A 15,633-nucleotide genomic window follows, 5' to 3' on the forward strand; every position below is an offset into this window, starting at 1 on the left:
GACCAACGTGAATAACAAGATGCACTTACAGCGCTTTGCTCTTTCGCGCCGCCACCTTCTGAGGAACTTCGGCGCAGGAGCAGTCGCGGCATTCGGTCTGTCGTTTACCGCCCCGTTGCGCGCGAACCCGATATTCGCATCTTACCCTTTCCAGCTTGGTGTCGCATCGGGTGAGCCGAGCGCGGACGGCTTCGTTATCTGGACGCGACTGGCGCCTGACCCCTTGGCGATCGGTCATGGCATGCCTGCGGCCTCGGTTGAAATTGGCTGGGAAGTGGGAGCGGATGACCGTTTCGCCCAGATCGTGCAGAGCGGGACAGCGATTGCGCGGCCAGAGCTTGGCCATGCTGTCCACGTAGAGGTATCGGGCCTGCAGCCTAGCCGGCCGTATTGGTATCGCTTCACCGCGGGACGCGAACGCAGCGCCTGGGGTCGTGCAGTAACGACGCCTGCCGCAGGACAACCTCTCGCCAACCTCCGCTTTGCCGTTGCCGGGTGCCAGAACTATGAGCAGGGCTATTACACCGCCTACCGCGACCTAGCCCGGCGGGAACCTGATTTCGTCTTTTGCTACGGCGACTACATCTACGAGGGGCGTGGTGACCGAGTGCGAAACGGTCCCGACGGACCGGTTGAAACGGTGCGCAGACATTTTGGCGACGAGATTTACTCCATCGACGATTATCGCCGACGCTACGCGCAATACAAGATGGATGTCGACCTTCAGGCCGCCCACGCTGCCGCACCTTGGTTCGTCACCTTGGACGATCACGAAGTCGACAACAATTGGGTCGATAATCTCGACCAGGACGGGACCCCGCCTCCTGTCTTCGCGCTTCGGCGCCAGATGGCCTTGCAGGCCTATTACGAACACATGCCCCTGCGTGCCAGTTCGCTCCCGGCAGGCCCGTCTATGCAACTCTATCGTCGGGCGGTGTTCGGCGACCTCCTCGATTTCAACTTGCTTGATACCCGGCAGTATCGTTCCGACCAGCCGTGCGGTGATAGGTGGGGTGTCGAATGCGCCGATACGCGACGAGCAGCCGAAGTTCTTGGCGTTCGCCAGCATGATTGGCTCGCCAATAACCTTCGGCGTTCCGAAGCGACCTGGTCCACACTGGCGCAGCAGGTGATGGTAATGGATCTCGACCGCGATCCGGGTCCTGGGGTGACGGAAAATCTCGACAGCTGGGCAGGCTATCGTCAGCCGCGCGAACGACTGCTCCAAGCAATACGAGATACCGGAAAACGAAACACGGTTGTTCTGACGGGGGACGAGCATCAAAATTATGCTGGCGAGCTTCATCTCGATGGCAAGAATCCAGATCGCGAGGCAATCGCGACCGAGTTCGTCGCCACTTCAATTAGTTCGGGTGGAGATGGCGAAGATCAGCGTTCCGCCACGAAGGAAATACAGGCTGTGAACCCCCAGCTAAAATTTCACAACTCGCAGCGGGGTTATCTGCTGTGTGACCTGACGCACGAACGTTGGCAGACCGAATTCATCACTGTAGACAAGGTTAGCGTGCGCAGTGGCACCGTTTCTTCGCGAAAAAAACTGGTGGTCGAACCCGGACGCGCTGCGATTACCGAGGCGTGAATTGAGATTAGACTAACTGGAATACCATCTGATTGGACGAATACCGGCGATGATCCTGCTCAGAAGATAAAACCCCGCTCGCCTAATATCGACATTCAGCTTGGCATTTGCCGTCTCCGTAGTCTGTTCATCCAGAGCAATGCAATGACTGTAGTTGCCATCGCTACCCCCATCGCTGTGAACGCACCGTCCGCCAATTCAGTGCTGGGCGCGAGCAAAGTAACAAGCGCGTATCCGGCCATGCCATATGACATTCCGACGATGGTCCAACCTACCGCACGACGATAGCCACGCACCTTTGCAGGGTCACCGCCGACGCGAAGCAGGCGTGCGACAATCTGGCTGTCGATCGTGTCTGTTACGATCATCCCAATCGCGAAGGTTCCGGCGATTATCGCAGCGGTTGTTGCGCCTCCGCCTGTTGCTGCAATCGTTCCCCAGGCAGCAGCCTGAGTAGCTGTGTCAAAGACCAAACCGAAGATCATCCCGATCGCGATCACGGCGGCTGGGTGCGATGAAGCGACGAGGTTGCGTGGAAGAAACTTATGCCGCCACCCTACCGGGGTGTAGTCGGTTTTCCCGAGAAGCGCGCGCAAGTTGAGAGTGCCTACGAGAACCAGCAGCGCAAAGATCAGAATATCCACGCCTGCCCCGATCCATTCGGGCCATGCAAACCGCCCGGCAAGCCAAGAGACAGCGAGAGCAACGATCGCTACAGAGATCGAATGTCCGACGGCGAAAAACGTCCCAGTCCATGGCGCGAGGAGAGGTCGTTCTTCGGCAGCGCGAAAGGTAAGGTTGTCGATCACCGCGATGTGGTCTGGGTCGAGCCCGTGGCGCAGGCCGAGCAAGAAGATAAGGCCCAGCGCAGAGCTGGTAACGCTAGTTGGGTCGATCATGGTTGCGTCCACAATTGTGAGGTCTGAAGGGTTCGCATGCGCTTGACGAGTTGCGCCTGAAGCGCGCGGAGCTCCTTACGCGGGGCACTGCGCCATTGCCGGCACTCGGCGCGGGTTCGGCCACAGCCGATGCACCAGCTTGTCGCGGGGTCGAAGATACAGACATCCACGCACGGACTTGGGACGGACAGTTTAGAGCGGCTCATCCAGGTTGCTGCCGGTAAGGGGCAAGAGCCATCCTCGTGACAGGGTCCACTTCTAGAAGGCCCGCACTACCCTGTTCGCTGCCCCAAGCTAGCATCGCGCCATCTGCCCGCCACGAAAGAGCAGAAATTGCCCGGCTGACCGGCTTTTCGACGTTAATGGAAATATCGTCCGCGGTCGACAAAAGGGCAACTGAACCATCAGCATAGCCGGCGGCAAGAAAGTCGAGACGAGGGTGAAACGCGACCTTTGTGACCAGTGATTCAGACGCGCCGAGCAGAAGAGGCCGCTTACCTACAGGCCCAGTCTTTCCTTCGAATGGCCATAGTATGGCGCTGCTATCCCCCCCGGTGGCCAGCCATTTATTGCGGTGGCTCCAGGAAAACGAACGCGTTTTTGCTTTGTATCCGCGCATTGCGATATCGGTCTTCTGTGGCAGCTTCCAACCATGAAGCCCGGTTTCCTGCATGGCGCTGACAAGATAGCTGCCATCGGCTGACAAGGTGCAGCCGAGATGTGATCCAGCCCATTTCAGCGCAATATTTCCGCTACTGGCTGAGGCGGCAAACAGAAGGGAGGCGCCGCCGTAGTGGGTGGCTGCCAGCCGCTTGCCCTTGCCATCGAGAGCGAGCCCACCAATGGTCGAGGCGAACTGGAACCGATGTGCAGCATCGCGCTGTCCACGCAGCCACACCACCGCTTCCTTTCCAACCCCTGCCACGATGATGCCCGATTTCGGACTGGCCACCAGGTGCTCGATCCAATAGCGCCCGAAATGCCCTACCTCCTCTGCACTGCCGTCCCGCGCCAGCCGTAAAACCCTCCCGTCATCGCCTCCGGTCAGGAGAGCCCCGCCATCCGGGTCGGCCGCCGCTGACAAGATCGCGCCCTGATGTGCCGCAAGTGGCTTGTAGTCACCCTCAACGCTTATCCGCCGCACGATGCCGTCACCGCAGGCGAGCCATGCAGTATCGTCGACCCAATGGATGGAGGTGACGCTCGCATCGAGGTCGAATCTGCGGCCTTGGCGTTCGACCAACGGGTCCTGCTCGAGCGCAATCATGCGGCCAGAGCAGCGAACTCGCGAGCGAGTTCATCACCATCCAGATTGCGACCGATAAACACTAGCCGGCTGATGCGCGGCTCTCCTTCGTTCCATGTGCGATCCTGCAGATCGCCCGACAGCAACATGTGCACTCCCTGCACTACGAACCGCTTAGGCTCGTTGGGAAAAGCGATTATGCCCTTTGTGCGCAATAGATCCTGTCCACGCGTGGATGTGATTTCGCTGATCCAATTGTGAAAATTCTCAGGGTCGAGCGGCCGTTCGCTGTGCAATGATACCGATGTAATTTGGTCATCGTGTTCGTGCTCATCCTCACCCAGAAAATCCGGCTCGATCTGAAGAATGCGATCAAGATCGAAAGCCCCCAGGCCAAGCACCTGATCGAGGGGAATTTGCGCATTGATGGTCTCGAAAAGCCGCGCTTGATTATTGATGGCTCGGATGCGCTGCTTGACCTCTTCAAGGCCCTGCGGCGTCACTAGATCAGTCTTGTTGAGCAGAATGATGTCGGCAAACGCAATCTGCTCTTCGGCTTCGTGGCTATCGTCAAGACGGAGCAGGATGTGCTTGGCATCGACAACGGTGACGATAGCGTCGAGGCTCGCGCGGGCCTGCACGTCCTCGTCGACGAAGAAGGTCTGCGCCACTGGTGCCGGATCGGCGAGACCGGTGGTCTCGATGATTATGGCGTCGAATTGTCCATTGCGCTTCATCAAACCCTCGATGATACGAATAAGGTCGCCCCGCACGGTGCAGCAGATGCACCCGTTGTTCATTTCGAACACCTCCTCATCGGCATCGACGATCAGGTCATTGTCGATTCCGATTTCACCGAATTCATTGACGATCACAGCATATTTTTTCCATGATCTTCGGAAAGAATGCGATTGAGCAGGGTGGTTTTACCAGCGCCAAGGTAGCCGGTAAGCACTGTAACTGGGATTTTAGACGGCATTTCTGGAACTCCGGATGAAAAATTGGAGATAGCTTCCGGCGACCGCAGACAACCGGACTGATATTATTTGTCGCGCACGTATACTTGAGTGCAGTCCAAGCAGCGCCCTGCGACTTCAACTGGTTGGGAAGAGGGACGAAAACCAACCGAGCCACTGCAATCGCTCAGCAAGTTGCGCACCTTATCGGCGCTGATTTCGGCCACTCGACCGCAATCGTCGCACATCATCAGGACGTCGGTTTGAGCGGTGACCAAGCCAATTAGGCAATAGGAGTGCTTGCTATCGACGCGCCGCACTAGGCCGGCAGCTGAAAACAGCTTGAGTATGCGATAAACGCTGGGACCAGCGATGCCGCGCCCCTGGTCGTCCCTCAAGCTTGACGCAGGGGTGTAGGCACCGATCGGCGCTCCGGCCTTCCACAGGTTGTGAAGCACGTCTTTGCGCAGGGGTGTCATGGTTGTGCCGCTTCGTTCGCAGGCAAACAACGCACGTCCAAGGAATCTCTCCCAGTCCCTACATTGCCTGCCAACTCGAGTGCTCTTCTGGTGGATCTTCGAAACTGTCACGATCCGGCTTTCTAAGATATGTTGTCACATCTCATTGAACGATGCGTTCCAGCATTTCAAGCGGCTATGCGACCAGTCCGTCCCTTAATGCATCGCGAAGCACTCTGTGGTCTGGTCCGGTTATTCCTCTGACGCGCACCTTTCGGGTGCAAAAGTGAACCTGATGCTTGGGAATGCGGGCGGTCCCGCAATCGGGATCCCGATTGGGCCAGGAATGTCGGCTCAACTCTTACATCTGAAGTCGGGATAGCCTTTCTATCTTCGCCGAGCATCGAAGACCACTCCTTGCGATTGATTTGCATTTGCAACAGCTCTAGAGCGTTTTGCAAATGAATCGCAATGAAGGTGTCATGTGTCTGTTTCCGTCTTTTCTCGTCTGAAGTTCGTCCTGCTCGCCGGTAGCCTTCTGCCCATGCCGCTACTGGCTCAAGAGGCCGGACAGGCCGAAGCAGAGACGCCTGACGGGACCTCTCCCGGCGAGGTGGCGACCGAGGCCGAGCGGGACGGCACCATCATCGTTAGCGGACGCGCGCAGAAGCTCTACCGCGTCGAGGAGACCACCACCGGCAAGCTCGCCACCGCGCCGCTCGAATCGAGCCAGGTCATCACCACGATCACCGAGCAGCTGATCGAGGATCAGGGGGCGCGTGATGCACAAGACCTCTATCGCAACATCTCAGGCGTCAGCTTCTTCAGCTATGCCGGCGTCACCGCGCGCGGCTTCCGTCAGGAGGAGATTTTCTACGACGGGTTGCGCGGCGATCCTTATGCCGGTTTTTCGGTCCCGCAATTGTTCAACGTCGAGCGGGTCGAATTCCTCAAGGGGCCGGCGGGCATGCTCTACGGTCCAGGCGCGCCGGGCGGGCTGTTCAACTACATAACGAAGAAGCCGGACCAGCGCGGCTTCGACGGGCAGGTTAAGCTGATCGCGGGGACCGAGGATCGCTTCGGCGGATCGGCCGAAGTCAATGCGCCGCTCGGTGGCGATGTCGCGGTGCGCGCTGGGCTGTTCTACGAGGATCGCGGCACCTTCCGCTTCAACGCCTCCTCGCGCACGCTGATTGCCGATGGCGGGGTGGCGTGGGAGCCGGGGCCGGTGAAGCTGATTCTCCAGGCGACCCGCTACGACCAGGAGCTAGACGCCAACCGCTTGCGTGGGGTGCCGGTGGACGACAATGGCGAATTCCTTACCGATCGCCGCTGGAACCACAACGAGCCGGGCGATTTCCTCAACCTGCGCTCCGACGTGCTGCAGGCGCGCGTTGAGGCTGAACCGCTACCAGGGCTGAGTTTCGACGCTACGCTGCGCTATAATGACGCGGTCGAAACGCAAAACTATCACGAACCGCGAGGGCTGTTCGATTCCGATGGAGACGGCACGATAGACTCCACCATCCGCGAATTCCGCGACCAGATGCGCCAGCAGGAAACATGGTCCTTCGGCACCAATGCGGTCTGGGTCGAGGATCTGGGCGGCGCGCTCTCCAACCGCGTGCTGGTGGGGCTCGACTATTATGAGGCCGACAGCACCTTCATGGGGCGTTCGCTGCGTGGGCGGACCACCGACACCGTGGGCCTGCCCAACCCGCTCAGCCTGTTCGACCCGCAATACGGACTGTCCGACCCGGCAACCTACAACCAGGGTCCGTTCCGCGAGACGCTAAGCTTGAGCGAGCGTTTCGGCGTCTATTTGCTCGACGAACTCACTATTGGACGGCTGATCCTGACCGGAGGCGTGCGGCTCGATAGCTTCACCGATGATTCAAATGGCACTTTGTTCGAGGATGAGGAAATCACCTATCGCCTCGGCAGCGTCTACCGGGTCACCGACGATATCTCGCTGTTCGGCCAATATGCCACTAGCTTCGAGCCGCAGAGCGCTGGATTACAGAACCCGCTGGCGGGCGGACCTTTCGCGCCGACCTCTGGCGACATCATCGAGGGCGGAATCAAGACCGCGCTGATGGACGGTGGGGTGCAATCGTCACTCTCCGCCTACCAGATCCGCCGCACCAACATTCTTCAGACCGATCCGCTCGGCGACACCGGAAATGACGGCGTCGACGATCTCGTCTCGTTGGGCGAAATCACCAGCAAGGGCTTCGAACTCGACATCGCCGCCGACATCACCCCTGACTGGGTGCTGACGCTGGCCTATGGTTACAACGACACCCGAATTACCGGCGACAACGGCGGCGGCGGCTTTTCCAATGCGATCGGCGATCGCTTTGCCAATGCGCCCGAACACCAGCTTGGCTTCTGGACCCGCTACCAGTTCCCGGCGCAGGGTCTGGCGGTGGCGCTGGGCGGTGATTATGTCTCCGACCGGATCAGCATCAGCGACCAGCCGGTGAACGACTATATCGTGTTCGACGCTTCGCTGATCTACGAAACGGGTCCGGTGCGGGCGCTGCTGCGCGTCGACAATCTTTTCGACGCGACCTACGCCGCATCGGGCTTCATCGACCGGACCGGCCATTTCCCCGGCGCGCCGCGCTCGGTCTTCCTCGAGGTCGGCTACCGCTTCTGATGAGCGTCGAGGGCGCCGCGATCGAAGCGCTGCAGCGGAGCAAGCCCGGTGTCCCCAAACGCGCGCGCAACTGGTGGGTGGTGCACCAGTGGGTCGGGCTCAAGCTCAGCCTGTTTCTGACCTTCATCCTGTTCACAGGCACGCTGGCGGTGGTCAGCCACGAGATTGACTGGCTGCTCCAACCCAGCCTGCGCGTCGCCCCGGCGAGCGTCGAGGGGCCGGTGGACTGGGCGGCGATCGCCCGGAACGCCGCGCGCCACGAGGCGATCGGCAAGACCGTGGCGATCGAAGCGCCGCTCGCCTCGGCGTTCGCCGCGCGGGTGCGGATCGAGCGGCCTGACGGGACCCTCGCCTACCTCCATGCCCATCCGACAACGGGCCAGATCCAGGGCGTCGGCCCCTGGGTTGGTGCGGCGCGGATCCTGCGCAACATGCACCGCCATCTCAACCTGCCGACCTGGCTGGGAGTGCCGATCGTCTCCTCGCTCGCATTCGTGCTGCTGGTGAGTCTGGTCAGTTCCTTCATGGTCTACAAGAAATGGTGGCGCGGCTTCGCCAAGCCGCTGCGCAAACGCGATGCCCGCACCTGGTGGGGCGATTTCCATCGTCTCGCTGGGGTGTGGTCCCTGTGGTTCGTCGCGCTGATCATTCTCACCAGCGTCTGGTATTTCGCCGAAAGCCTCGGGCTCGACGCGCCGCGCGCACCGCGGGTTGAGGCCGCCACAAGCGTTGAGGGAAGTGATGCGCACGCGCCGGAGGTGGCGGATCTGGCGGCTGCGCTCACGGCGACGCGCGAAGCCTATCCCGGGTTACGCATACAGCAACTGCTGTTCCCGCGCGAAGCCAGCCCCTATCTCGAACTGCAGGGCGATCACGAGGCGCTGCTGGTCCGCCCGCGCGCCAACGCCGTGTGGATCGACCCCACCTCGTCGCAAGTGCTGCTCACTACCGATGGCCGCGACATGGGGCTTCACCAGAGGATCGGTGAAATGGCCGACCCGCTGCATTTCGGAAATTTTGGCGGTTACTGGACCAAGGTTCCCTGGTTCCTGTTCGGTCTCGCCATGACCGGGCTCGCGGTTTCGGGGGCGGCAATCTACTCTTTACGGATCGCGCGCGAGCGTGGCTCGGATATCCGCCTTTCGCGCAGCTTTGCGGGGATGTGGCGCGGCATGGGTCACTGGCGCTGGATTTCGCTCGGACTTATTGCCGTGGGCTTCGCGCTACTCGTGCCTCTGGTCCAGCAAGCGCCCTAGACTGACGCGAACTCTGCCAAGTCTGGGTAGTCTGCCGGACGGGGGCGTTCGATTGCGTCCCGAATTCCCCGGGGAGGGTAAAAATGCGCGAATGCATGGGTCGGGGCGCTGAGAGTTCCTCCACGTGGAGAAAGTCTCTTTGGCGAGAATAAAGCCCGTGCGGTTGCCCGCAAGGTTAGTTTTTAGCTATGCGCTGCATGCCGAGACCGACGGTGCGAGCAACTCAGTTTGACTCTGCGAGCGCTGCTCGGACCCGTGCAGTCTGGGCGGTCACGGCACTGTTCGAAGGAGGCTTAGAAGCCGCGAGCGGCCCCCCTGCTGGCCATAGATCGACAAGCGCCCGAAGTTCACCTTCCGTGCCGCTCCGCGTGGCATCAGGTAGGCTTTGCGCGGTCTCGAGAGCGACAACCGCAAAACCATAGGCGTCCTGATACTCGCCAGCGTCAGTTACCACGCCATCGCGAACGCCAATGGCATATTCCTCGTCGGTGGTGTCCATAAGGTAGTCGATGATGTTCTTGGGATCGCCGCCAGCGTTGCGGCGCACCAGCGTCAAATTTGCCTCGGCCGCCTGAAGCATAGGCTCGACCTCTGCAGCGGGCCGATTTTCTTCCAATGCCGCGGACACCGCTTCGAAGGGAGCTGCATCGAAGCCGAGCGCATCAATCCCGACACGTTCGGCGGCATGCGTCTCCGAGACTGGATGGAGAAGGTGAGGCGAGGCTTCGCTTGCAGCCCCGGCGCGGTAAAGAGCAAGCCCGGCCGTGACATGGCCGGCCATGAAGGCAACCCGGTGCGGAACGGGCAAAGTGGCCATCGTATCGTCGCCGGCGGGTTCCGCAGTCATCTGATTGTCGTCGGGTTCGGGATTCGTTGCGGAACCACACGCGCTGAGAGTGAGGCCCATTGCGAGGCTGACAAGTATTGTTGAACGAGTGTCTCTGAAGGTCATTGCAGTAGTCTTTCTCGAAGTGCCGAGCGATCAAAGGGTCAAAACGGCCATGTGCCATTGCCCCGTTGAAAAATTCCTAGGTTATTAGCTGGAATTGCTCAACAGGCTGAAGTTGAAAATTTTTAAGACGAGGGCTGTTCCAGGGTGAGATTACGCGCGATTGAATAATAGAGCGAGCGGCCGAAGCAGCCACGGCCTCCAAGTCAAAGTAGCTGACGTGGCAATCGCTCCTACACCAACGATAAGTGGCCAGAAGAGTATGGCAAAGGTGAAACCGTCTCGGGCGACAGATAAACCCAGGCTGCCTGCTAGAAGCAGCAAGCCTGCATTACGTTGCGCAAGCTCGGAAATTGGTGGTTTCCCGGTCGAAACAGTCCAGTGGCGCTCTTGGGAAAGGGCGAGACAAGCGCAACCCAGGAAGGCCATCAAAACAGCACCAGCTAGCAATGCTTCGCTCATTCTACTGGCGCCAAGGTTGCGAAATTGTCGGCATTTGTTTTCGACGCGAGCTTATTTGCTGACCAGATGGCCGAGAGGGCTGCCAGCATGAGGATCCCGTCCATCCCTGCAACGCCCCATTGGCCACCCGCAAGAGCAGCGAAAATGTGATCACCAGTCGTGAGAGCGTTGAGCATCACAGCAGAAAAAGCGAGGGCTGCGATCAGCAGGCACTGTTGCTTCCAAGAGCGATCGCGCAACAGTGTAGCATGTATAAGGGCGGCTAGCCACGAGAGCCAAAATACCTGCACCTCAAGCTCGGCCCGGCCTTCGCCCAAGAAGAAAGCATCGTGCGGCAGAAGGCGGTTGGCGACCAAAAAGGCACCGGTAGCAACGATGATCCCGGTCACGGAACCGATAGTCAGCGCTTCAACCAAACGATATTCGATGGAGTTGGCGGCGAGCTTGCCCTCGCGGCTCTTCAGCCAGAACAAAAGCCCCGTGGCGATCATCACGCAGCCTCCCAACCCGCCGAGAAAATAAAGCCAGCGCAACGGCCAGTGGTCGAACTGCATAAAATGTGCACCCTGCACCCAAGCCGAGGCATGACCGATAGGCGGCAGACTGAAATTTTGGAGGAGCTTACCCGAGGCGCCGTCGAACACTGCGACATATTCACTCAACACCACCCGGTCCTTTGGAAAGGTATTCCGGAAATAGACGACGGCGCTCTCGTCATCGTGATTGAGCACGCGGATGATGTTAGCCTCGACCTTGACCCCTTCCTCGGAAGACCAGAGCGACTCGGCCTCCTGCTTCATCGCATCGACCGAAGCGAGGCTCGCTGGGCGCCCGGTTCGATCTCCCGGTTGGAAAGCTCCCGCGGTCTCGGCATAAAGCGCATCGGTATCTCCCCCGAATGGTTCGGCGACGCCCCAGGGAAGATAATAGAATCCGAAGGTCAGGAGCCCTGAAAAGGTGATCAGAAAATAGAACGGAAGGCCGACCAACGATGAAAGGTTGTGCAGGTCGAGCGTCGCCCGTCGCGTCTTACGCCTGGGGCGAAACACAAAGAATTCAGCAATAATTTTGCGATGTATGTAGAGACCGGAAACCAGCAGGATGAGCATGGCAAGCGCGGCAAAGCCGACAATCCACATACCAAGGCTTGCCCAATAAATCGTCAGAGTATGGTGAAACGGATAAATGAAACCGGTTCCGGCGAGGCTGTCGGTTACGCCGATTTCCTGCCCGGTAACTGGATCAAGGTGGAAATCGTGGAAGGTGCCGTCAGCTCCGCGGTAAAAAAGGGTCACGGTCCTGCTGCGCTCCTCGGGAGCGACGAAGTTGACGTAGTCGCTTCCCACGGCAGCCTTGGGCATGAGTGCAAGAAGCCGGTCATAGGATACTGCCTGCTCGCTCGGCGCAACGCGGGTTTCGGGGATCATCCAGCGGTCGATCTCGCTGTCGAATACCGTCAGGCTGCCCATCCAGAAAACTGCGAAGAGAACGCCGCCAAGAGCCACGCCCAGCCAAGTGTGGGCCCAATTCATTGCCCGGCGGAACTCTTCGGTGGCTCTGATCATAAGCGCGCGCGCCTCGTCAAACTAGCTTCGCTAGCGCGATCAGGCCGATCCCAGCCATCAGCAACGCCAGTCCGTCGCGCCATGGTCTTGTGGTCGAAAACATGAAAAGGCAGATGGGCACATACACGAACAGCGCGAGCAGCGTGCCCAAGCTGACCGCCTCTCCCTTCGGCAAACCCATGGTCGGCAGAGTAGAACCCAAGACCGCGACCAAGCCAGATATCACGAAATACCCGCTGCCAAAGCCGGACAGGAAACGCCAAATTGACACGGGGGCCGCGCCAAGAGCGATGGACCGGGATCTGTCCGTCAAGGCAGAAGGAGATGTTTCCCGATATACACTCATTGGCCTAGAGCTCTGCCGCGAGCGAGAAAAATGCCGTGCGCGGGGCACCGAATAGGAATCCACCGAACGCGGTGCCCTCGACAAAATCTTTGTCCAGCAGATTTCTGACATTCAATCTCGCGGTCAGGCGCTGATAGCCGACATCGAAGCGGTAGCGCATGCCGAGATCGACCCTTATGTAACCATCGATCTCAAACGTGTTCTGGTCGTTGGCAAAACGATCGTCAGTAAAAAATACCCCGCCATTGAGAGCAAGTCCTTCAGCAAAGGGGACTTCGTAATCGGCGAAGAGGTTTAACTGGAACTCCGGCACGCCGCCTGGCCTATTGCCGTCGATTGCAAGGTTCGAGGAATTCGAGATCACAGGGTCAAGCCACAACCCGCCAGCGATTAGTCTAAGCCCATCAACAATCTCACCGGTAAGGGTTACTTCCGCGCCGCGGTGATCCTGATTGCCGATATAGTCGAAAACATTGTTCTCATCGAATGTGGCCAGTGGCTGACTGATGTCGAAATATGCGGCACTCATAATCGCACCGGGAACAATCTCTGCCTTTATCCCCACTTCGAACTGTTGTGTGGCTGTCGGCTCGAGAAACGCATCGCTATCCAGACCGAAATTAGCAGCGCTGGAAGGAATCTGCCGCCCCGCAGTTACGCCTTCGGAGTAACTTCCATAAAATGTCAGATTGTCTGCCGGGGTGAACAGAACGCCGACATTAGGCACGAAGACATCGTCTTCATACGTGGTTTCGAGGGTTTCCGTCGCATTGAACCGGTCTATCGTTTCCTGTCTGGTCCAGCGCAGCGCTCCGAACAGCTTGAACTCATCGGTGAGCGAGATGAGGTCCGAAACGAAAACCGCATCCTGGTTGAATCGCAACGCATCGACCGTCGGGGTAGCAGTGGCGGGCGGCAAAGGCAGGTCGACGGGATTGAAGATATTGGAAATCCCAGCTGTCAAACAGCAATCGCCTCCAAGCGAGAAACGGAGCGGGTTGCGGCTGACAGATGCCCCAAACGCGATCTCGTGACCAACCCCGAGCGTATCGAATGCACCCGTTACGAATATTTCAGCGGATAGCGGGTCGCGCACCTGCGCAGGGTCGAAGAAAATTTCCGATTCGAAATCGCCGTTCGCCTGGAGTGTGCCAAACCCGATACCCGCAGCCTGCTGGTCGCGAACAAGCCGCATTTTTTGTATCCGCGCTTGGACCTGCCAATTTTCGGAAATCTCGTATCGAGCACCGACCGAGCCGATAAAATTGGAGGTCGGATAGGTTCCCCAGCTCTGCCCGATGAAAGTCGTCTGGTCGAATGCCTCGACCAGATTTCGCCGCTCTTCCGCCGTAAGACTGCGCGCAAAGGAGCCAACCGAGATTGTCGCCTGCTGCTCCAATTCGCGATATTGATATTCGCCTTCAAAATCGAATGTGAGCCGGTCATTCGGAGTCCACTCGACAAAGGCGCTCAACATGTGTCGAGGGCCGGAAACGCCCTCGACAAAGCTGGCCTCGTGCGAAACGACCGCATTTACGCGGAAGCCCACTTGGTCACTAACGCGACCGCCGAGATCAACATGGACACCGGCCGAGCCGATGCTGTCACCGAAAGCCTGGATGAAGCGGTAGGGTGTGTCGGTCGGCCGCTTGAGGATGTAGTTGATTACGCCGCCGGGGGGCGTGAAACCATAGCGCACCGAGGTCGGGCCTTTGATGATTTCGACCGCGGCCTTATTCTCAAACGGGCTTTGCACCTGGTTCTGGAAGATCAAGCCTTCGCGCCGATAGCTGGTCGAATTGTCAAGATTGTAGCCACGGACATTCACGGTATCATTGAAACCGGGCGGCGTGCTGACAATGGTCGATGGATCATTGCGGGCGATATCACCAAGCGCACGGACCTGCTGATCCAGCAACACTTCTTGCGGAATGACGGTGACCGAAAAAGGAGAATCAAAGATGCTCTGCTCGCCGAATGTCCCACCGGATTGCGTCGTCGACGTGTAGCCGGATTCGCGCTCACCAACGACAACGATAGCCTTATCGGAGCCAGTGTCATCCCGGCCTGCGCTCGCCCTTTCTGCAGTCTCGGAATCCGGATCGGAATTGGCTTGGGCTAGAGCCACGTTCGGCAGGAGCGTCAGGCACGCGATAGCCATTGCAGTGATTGACGTGGTTAAATGGTAGTTCGTCATATTGCCCCAAAGAGTGTTATTCAGATTTCGGATGAACCGTTGGTGCAATTGCGAATGCAAGTCAATAACAGTATTGCATCGTAGTTCAGGTGTCGTTGACGTCGGATTCGGTGCGAGCCTGGGTCGCACCATGCCGCCTGGTCAATGGCGTTGGTGCATTGAACGGTCAGTGCAGATTGCCCAGCTTCAACGCTGCATGTGATTCCCGATGGCCGAATGGCAGGATTGATGGGTTTCTTCGTGAATCCAGACAGGCAGCTATCGGCCCAGTTGCGGTCGTCGGAGATCGGTTAGCGCGCCCGTGCAACCTCGCGCACTTCAAGCACCGCCGGGGTTAACTGCTATCGGTCCGGTTGCGGTTCGCGCCGCCGAAGCTGCGCTTCAAGGTGATGCCGACGTTCAAATGACGGTTTCGGTCACGAAATTCGCGGACCGATGCTTTCGGTGCAGCTCGGTTGGGGAGGAACATCAGCCGCTCACGCTGGCTCGCCGTATCGAAGAGATTATCGACATCTGTCCGCCGTCAGCACCTATGGCACAGATTTGAGGTTGTGATTTAAGGAGGGTTTGGGTCTCGTCGTAGTGACGAAGGAACGAAGATGAGACCCAAACCCTCCAATACAAAATCGCGCGCCAAGGCTCCTGCGGAAGCGGTGGTGAAGGATATCCGCCGTGCCACTTGGTTTGACCACGGCCGAGTGTCCGGGTTTTTCCGCTCGACCTGAACGCGTTGCGTTCGCTCTGACCATGCCCTCTCGACATCCACGCAGAAACTATGTACCGATCGTTCGGGACAATCCAAAAAAGTGGTTTGATTTATGCAACTCTATGATCTCGAACTGTCCGGAAATTGCTACAAGGTCCGGCTATTCCTCGCGCTGATCGGACAACCCTACACTCTGCGTCCAGTTGCCTTCCTCGACGGCGAGCACAGGACCAAGGACTTCATAGCTCGGAACCCGTTCGGGGAGATACCTGTGCTGGTCGATGGCGATGTTCTGCTGCGCGACTCTCAAGCCATTCTCGTATACCTGGCT

At 58.8% G+C, this 15,633-nt stretch carries 15 protein-coding genes and 1 pseudogene; 5 read left to right on the forward strand and 11 right to left on the reverse strand.

What is annotated here, in order from left to right; translation table 11 throughout:
* Positions 1-7 precede the first annotated feature (7 nt).
* A complete protein-coding gene (locus tag A9995_RS14550) occupies positions 8-1,600 on the forward strand; it encodes an alkaline phosphatase (protein WP_369815860.1) in 1,593 nt (530 codons plus the stop codon).
* Between the two features lie 95 nt (positions 1,601-1,695).
* Here the strand turns inward: A9995_RS14550 and A9995_RS14555 are convergent, their stop codons facing one another.
* The 6 genes and pseudogenes from A9995_RS14555 to A9995_RS14570 all read right to left on the reverse strand — a co-directional run bounded on the left by A9995_RS14555 (position 1,696) and on the right by A9995_RS14570 (position 5,180).
* Positions 1,696-2,499 carry a nickel permease gene (locus A9995_RS14555; RefSeq protein ID WP_067614316.1) on the reverse strand — a complete coding sequence of 268 codons (804 nt, stop codon included), beginning with the start codon at positions 2,497-2,499 and terminating at the stop codon, positions 1,696-1,698.
* On the reverse strand, positions 2,496-2,705 hold the full coding sequence (locus A9995_RS16215) for a DUF1289 domain-containing protein (protein ID WP_082992772.1): 210 nt from the start codon (positions 2,703-2,705) through the stop codon (positions 2,496-2,498). Before A9995_RS16215 ends, A9995_RS14555 begins: the two co-directional genes overlap by 4 nt.
* Positions 2,702-3,766, reverse strand: coding sequence for a WD40 repeat domain-containing protein (locus A9995_RS14560; protein ID WP_067614321.1), 1,065 nt, complete (start codon positions 3,764-3,766; stop codon positions 2,702-2,704). The genes A9995_RS16215 and A9995_RS14560 overlap by 4 nt, the downstream gene beginning before the upstream one ends.
* Positions 3,763-4,248, reverse strand: coding sequence for a GTP-binding protein (locus A9995_RS17680; RefSeq protein ID WP_369815861.1), 486 nt, complete (start codon positions 4,246-4,248; stop codon positions 3,763-3,765). The genes A9995_RS14560 and A9995_RS17680 overlap by 4 nt, the downstream gene beginning before the upstream one ends.
* A pseudogene (locus A9995_RS17685) lies at positions 4,243-4,724 on the reverse strand (GTP-binding protein); the annotation flags it as partial. The gene A9995_RS17680 and the pseudogene A9995_RS17685, both read right to left, overlap by 6 nt.
* 63 nt (positions 4,725-4,787) lie before the next feature.
* A complete protein-coding gene (locus A9995_RS14570) occupies positions 4,788-5,180 on the reverse strand; it encodes a Fur family transcriptional regulator (RefSeq protein WP_067614322.1) in 393 nt (130 codons plus the stop codon).
* Positions 5,181-5,703: 523 nt separating this feature from the next.
* On the opposite strand from A9995_RS14570, the gene A9995_RS14575 reads away from it, so the two are divergent.
* Together A9995_RS14575 and A9995_RS14580 are read left to right on the forward strand one after the other, a co-directional pair.
* Complete coding sequence (locus A9995_RS14575) at positions 5,704-7,821, forward strand: TonB-dependent siderophore receptor (protein ID WP_082992773.1); 2,118 nt, start codon at positions 5,704-5,706, stop codon at positions 7,819-7,821.
* The gene (locus A9995_RS14580; RefSeq protein ID WP_145916986.1) at positions 7,821-9,077 is read left to right on the forward strand and encodes a PepSY domain-containing protein; all 1,257 of its coding nucleotides are present in this window, start codon (positions 7,821-7,823) and stop codon (positions 9,075-9,077) included. The genes A9995_RS14575 and A9995_RS14580 overlap by 1 nt, the downstream gene beginning before the upstream one ends.
* Before the next feature lie 223 nt (positions 9,078-9,300).
* Here the strand turns inward: A9995_RS14580 and A9995_RS14585 are convergent, their stop codons facing one another.
* The 5 genes from A9995_RS14585 to A9995_RS14600 all read right to left on the reverse strand — a co-directional run bounded on the left by A9995_RS14585 (position 9,301) and on the right by A9995_RS14600 (position 14,596).
* Positions 9,301-10,029 carry a hypothetical protein gene (locus A9995_RS14585; protein ID WP_145916987.1) on the reverse strand — a complete coding sequence of 243 codons (729 nt, stop codon included), beginning with the start codon at positions 10,027-10,029 and terminating at the stop codon, positions 9,301-9,303.
* Positions 10,030-10,179: 150 nt separating this feature from the next.
* Positions 10,180-10,488, reverse strand: coding sequence for a DUF3325 family protein (locus tag A9995_RS17690; RefSeq protein ID WP_082992774.1), 309 nt, complete (start codon positions 10,486-10,488; stop codon positions 10,180-10,182).
* On the reverse strand, positions 10,485-12,053 hold the full coding sequence (locus A9995_RS14590) for a PepSY domain-containing protein (RefSeq protein ID WP_082992775.1): 1,569 nt from the start codon (positions 12,051-12,053) through the stop codon (positions 10,485-10,487). The genes A9995_RS17690 and A9995_RS14590 overlap by 4 nt, the downstream gene beginning before the upstream one ends.
* Before the next feature lie 16 nt (positions 12,054-12,069).
* Positions 12,070-12,204 carry a hypothetical protein gene (locus tag A9995_RS17560; protein WP_255360162.1) on the reverse strand — a complete coding sequence of 45 codons (135 nt, stop codon included), beginning with the start codon at positions 12,202-12,204 and terminating at the stop codon, positions 12,070-12,072.
* 199 nt (positions 12,205-12,403) lie between these two features.
* Positions 12,404-14,596 (reverse strand): TonB-dependent siderophore receptor, encoded by a 2,193-nt coding sequence (locus tag A9995_RS14600; RefSeq protein WP_168157414.1) that lies wholly within the window; start codon positions 14,594-14,596, stop codon positions 12,404-12,406.
* 599 nt (positions 14,597-15,195) lie between these two features.
* Between A9995_RS14600 and A9995_RS17565 the strand changes: the two genes are divergently transcribed.
* Together A9995_RS17565 and A9995_RS14605 are read left to right on the forward strand one after the other, a co-directional pair.
* Positions 15,196-15,321: a hypothetical protein gene (locus A9995_RS17565; protein WP_255360164.1), complete on the forward strand. Its 126-nt coding sequence runs from the start codon at positions 15,196-15,198 to the stop codon at positions 15,319-15,321.
* Positions 15,322-15,414: 93 nt separating this feature from the next.
* A partial coding sequence (locus A9995_RS14605) for a glutathione S-transferase N-terminal domain-containing protein (RefSeq protein WP_199797218.1) occupies positions 15,415-15,633 on the forward strand: 219 nt, incomplete at its 3' end.

The organism is Erythrobacter sp. QSSC1-22B (assembly GCF_001678665.1).
Lineage (GTDB): Bacteria > Pseudomonadota > Alphaproteobacteria > Sphingomonadales > Sphingomonadaceae > Qipengyuania.

Excerpts from the sequence above, each read along its gene's own strand:
- A9995_RS17565 (WP_255360164.1), top strand. The coding sequence starts at position 15,196 with ATGAGACCCAAACCCTCCAATACAAAATCGCGCGCCAAGGCTCCTGCG.
- A9995_RS14555 (WP_067614316.1), bottom strand. The coding sequence starts at position 2,499 with ATGATCGACCCAACTAGCGTTACCAGCTCTGCGCTGGGCCTTATCTTC.
- A9995_RS14570 (WP_067614322.1), bottom strand. The coding sequence starts at position 5,180 with ATGACACCCCTGCGCAAAGACGTGCTTCACAACCTGTGGAAGGCCGGA.
- A9995_RS14590 (WP_082992775.1), bottom strand. The coding sequence starts at position 12,053 with ATGATCAGAGCCACCGAAGAGTTCCGCCGGGCAATGAATTGGGCCCAC.
- A9995_RS14580 (WP_145916986.1), top strand. The coding sequence starts at position 7,821 with ATGAGCGTCGAGGGCGCCGCGATCGAAGCGCTGCAGCGGAGCAAGCCC.
- A9995_RS14560 (WP_067614321.1), bottom strand. The coding sequence starts at position 3,766 with ATGATTGCGCTCGAGCAGGACCCGTTGGTCGAACGCCAAGGCCGCAGA.
- A9995_RS14575 (WP_082992773.1), top strand. The coding sequence starts at position 5,704 with ATGCCGCTACTGGCTCAAGAGGCCGGACAGGCCGAAGCAGAGACGCCT.
- A9995_RS14600 (WP_168157414.1), bottom strand. The coding sequence starts at position 14,596 with ATGACGAACTACCATTTAACCACGTCAATCACTGCAATGGCTATCGCG.
- A9995_RS16215 (WP_082992772.1), bottom strand. The coding sequence starts at position 2,705 with ATGAGCCGCTCTAAACTGTCCGTCCCAAGTCCGTGCGTGGATGTCTGT.
- A9995_RS17690 (WP_082992774.1), bottom strand. The coding sequence starts at position 10,488 with ATGAGCGAAGCATTGCTAGCTGGTGCTGTTTTGATGGCCTTCCTGGGT.
- A9995_RS14585 (WP_145916987.1), bottom strand. The coding sequence starts at position 10,029 with ATGACCTTCAGAGACACTCGTTCAACAATACTTGTCAGCCTCGCAATG.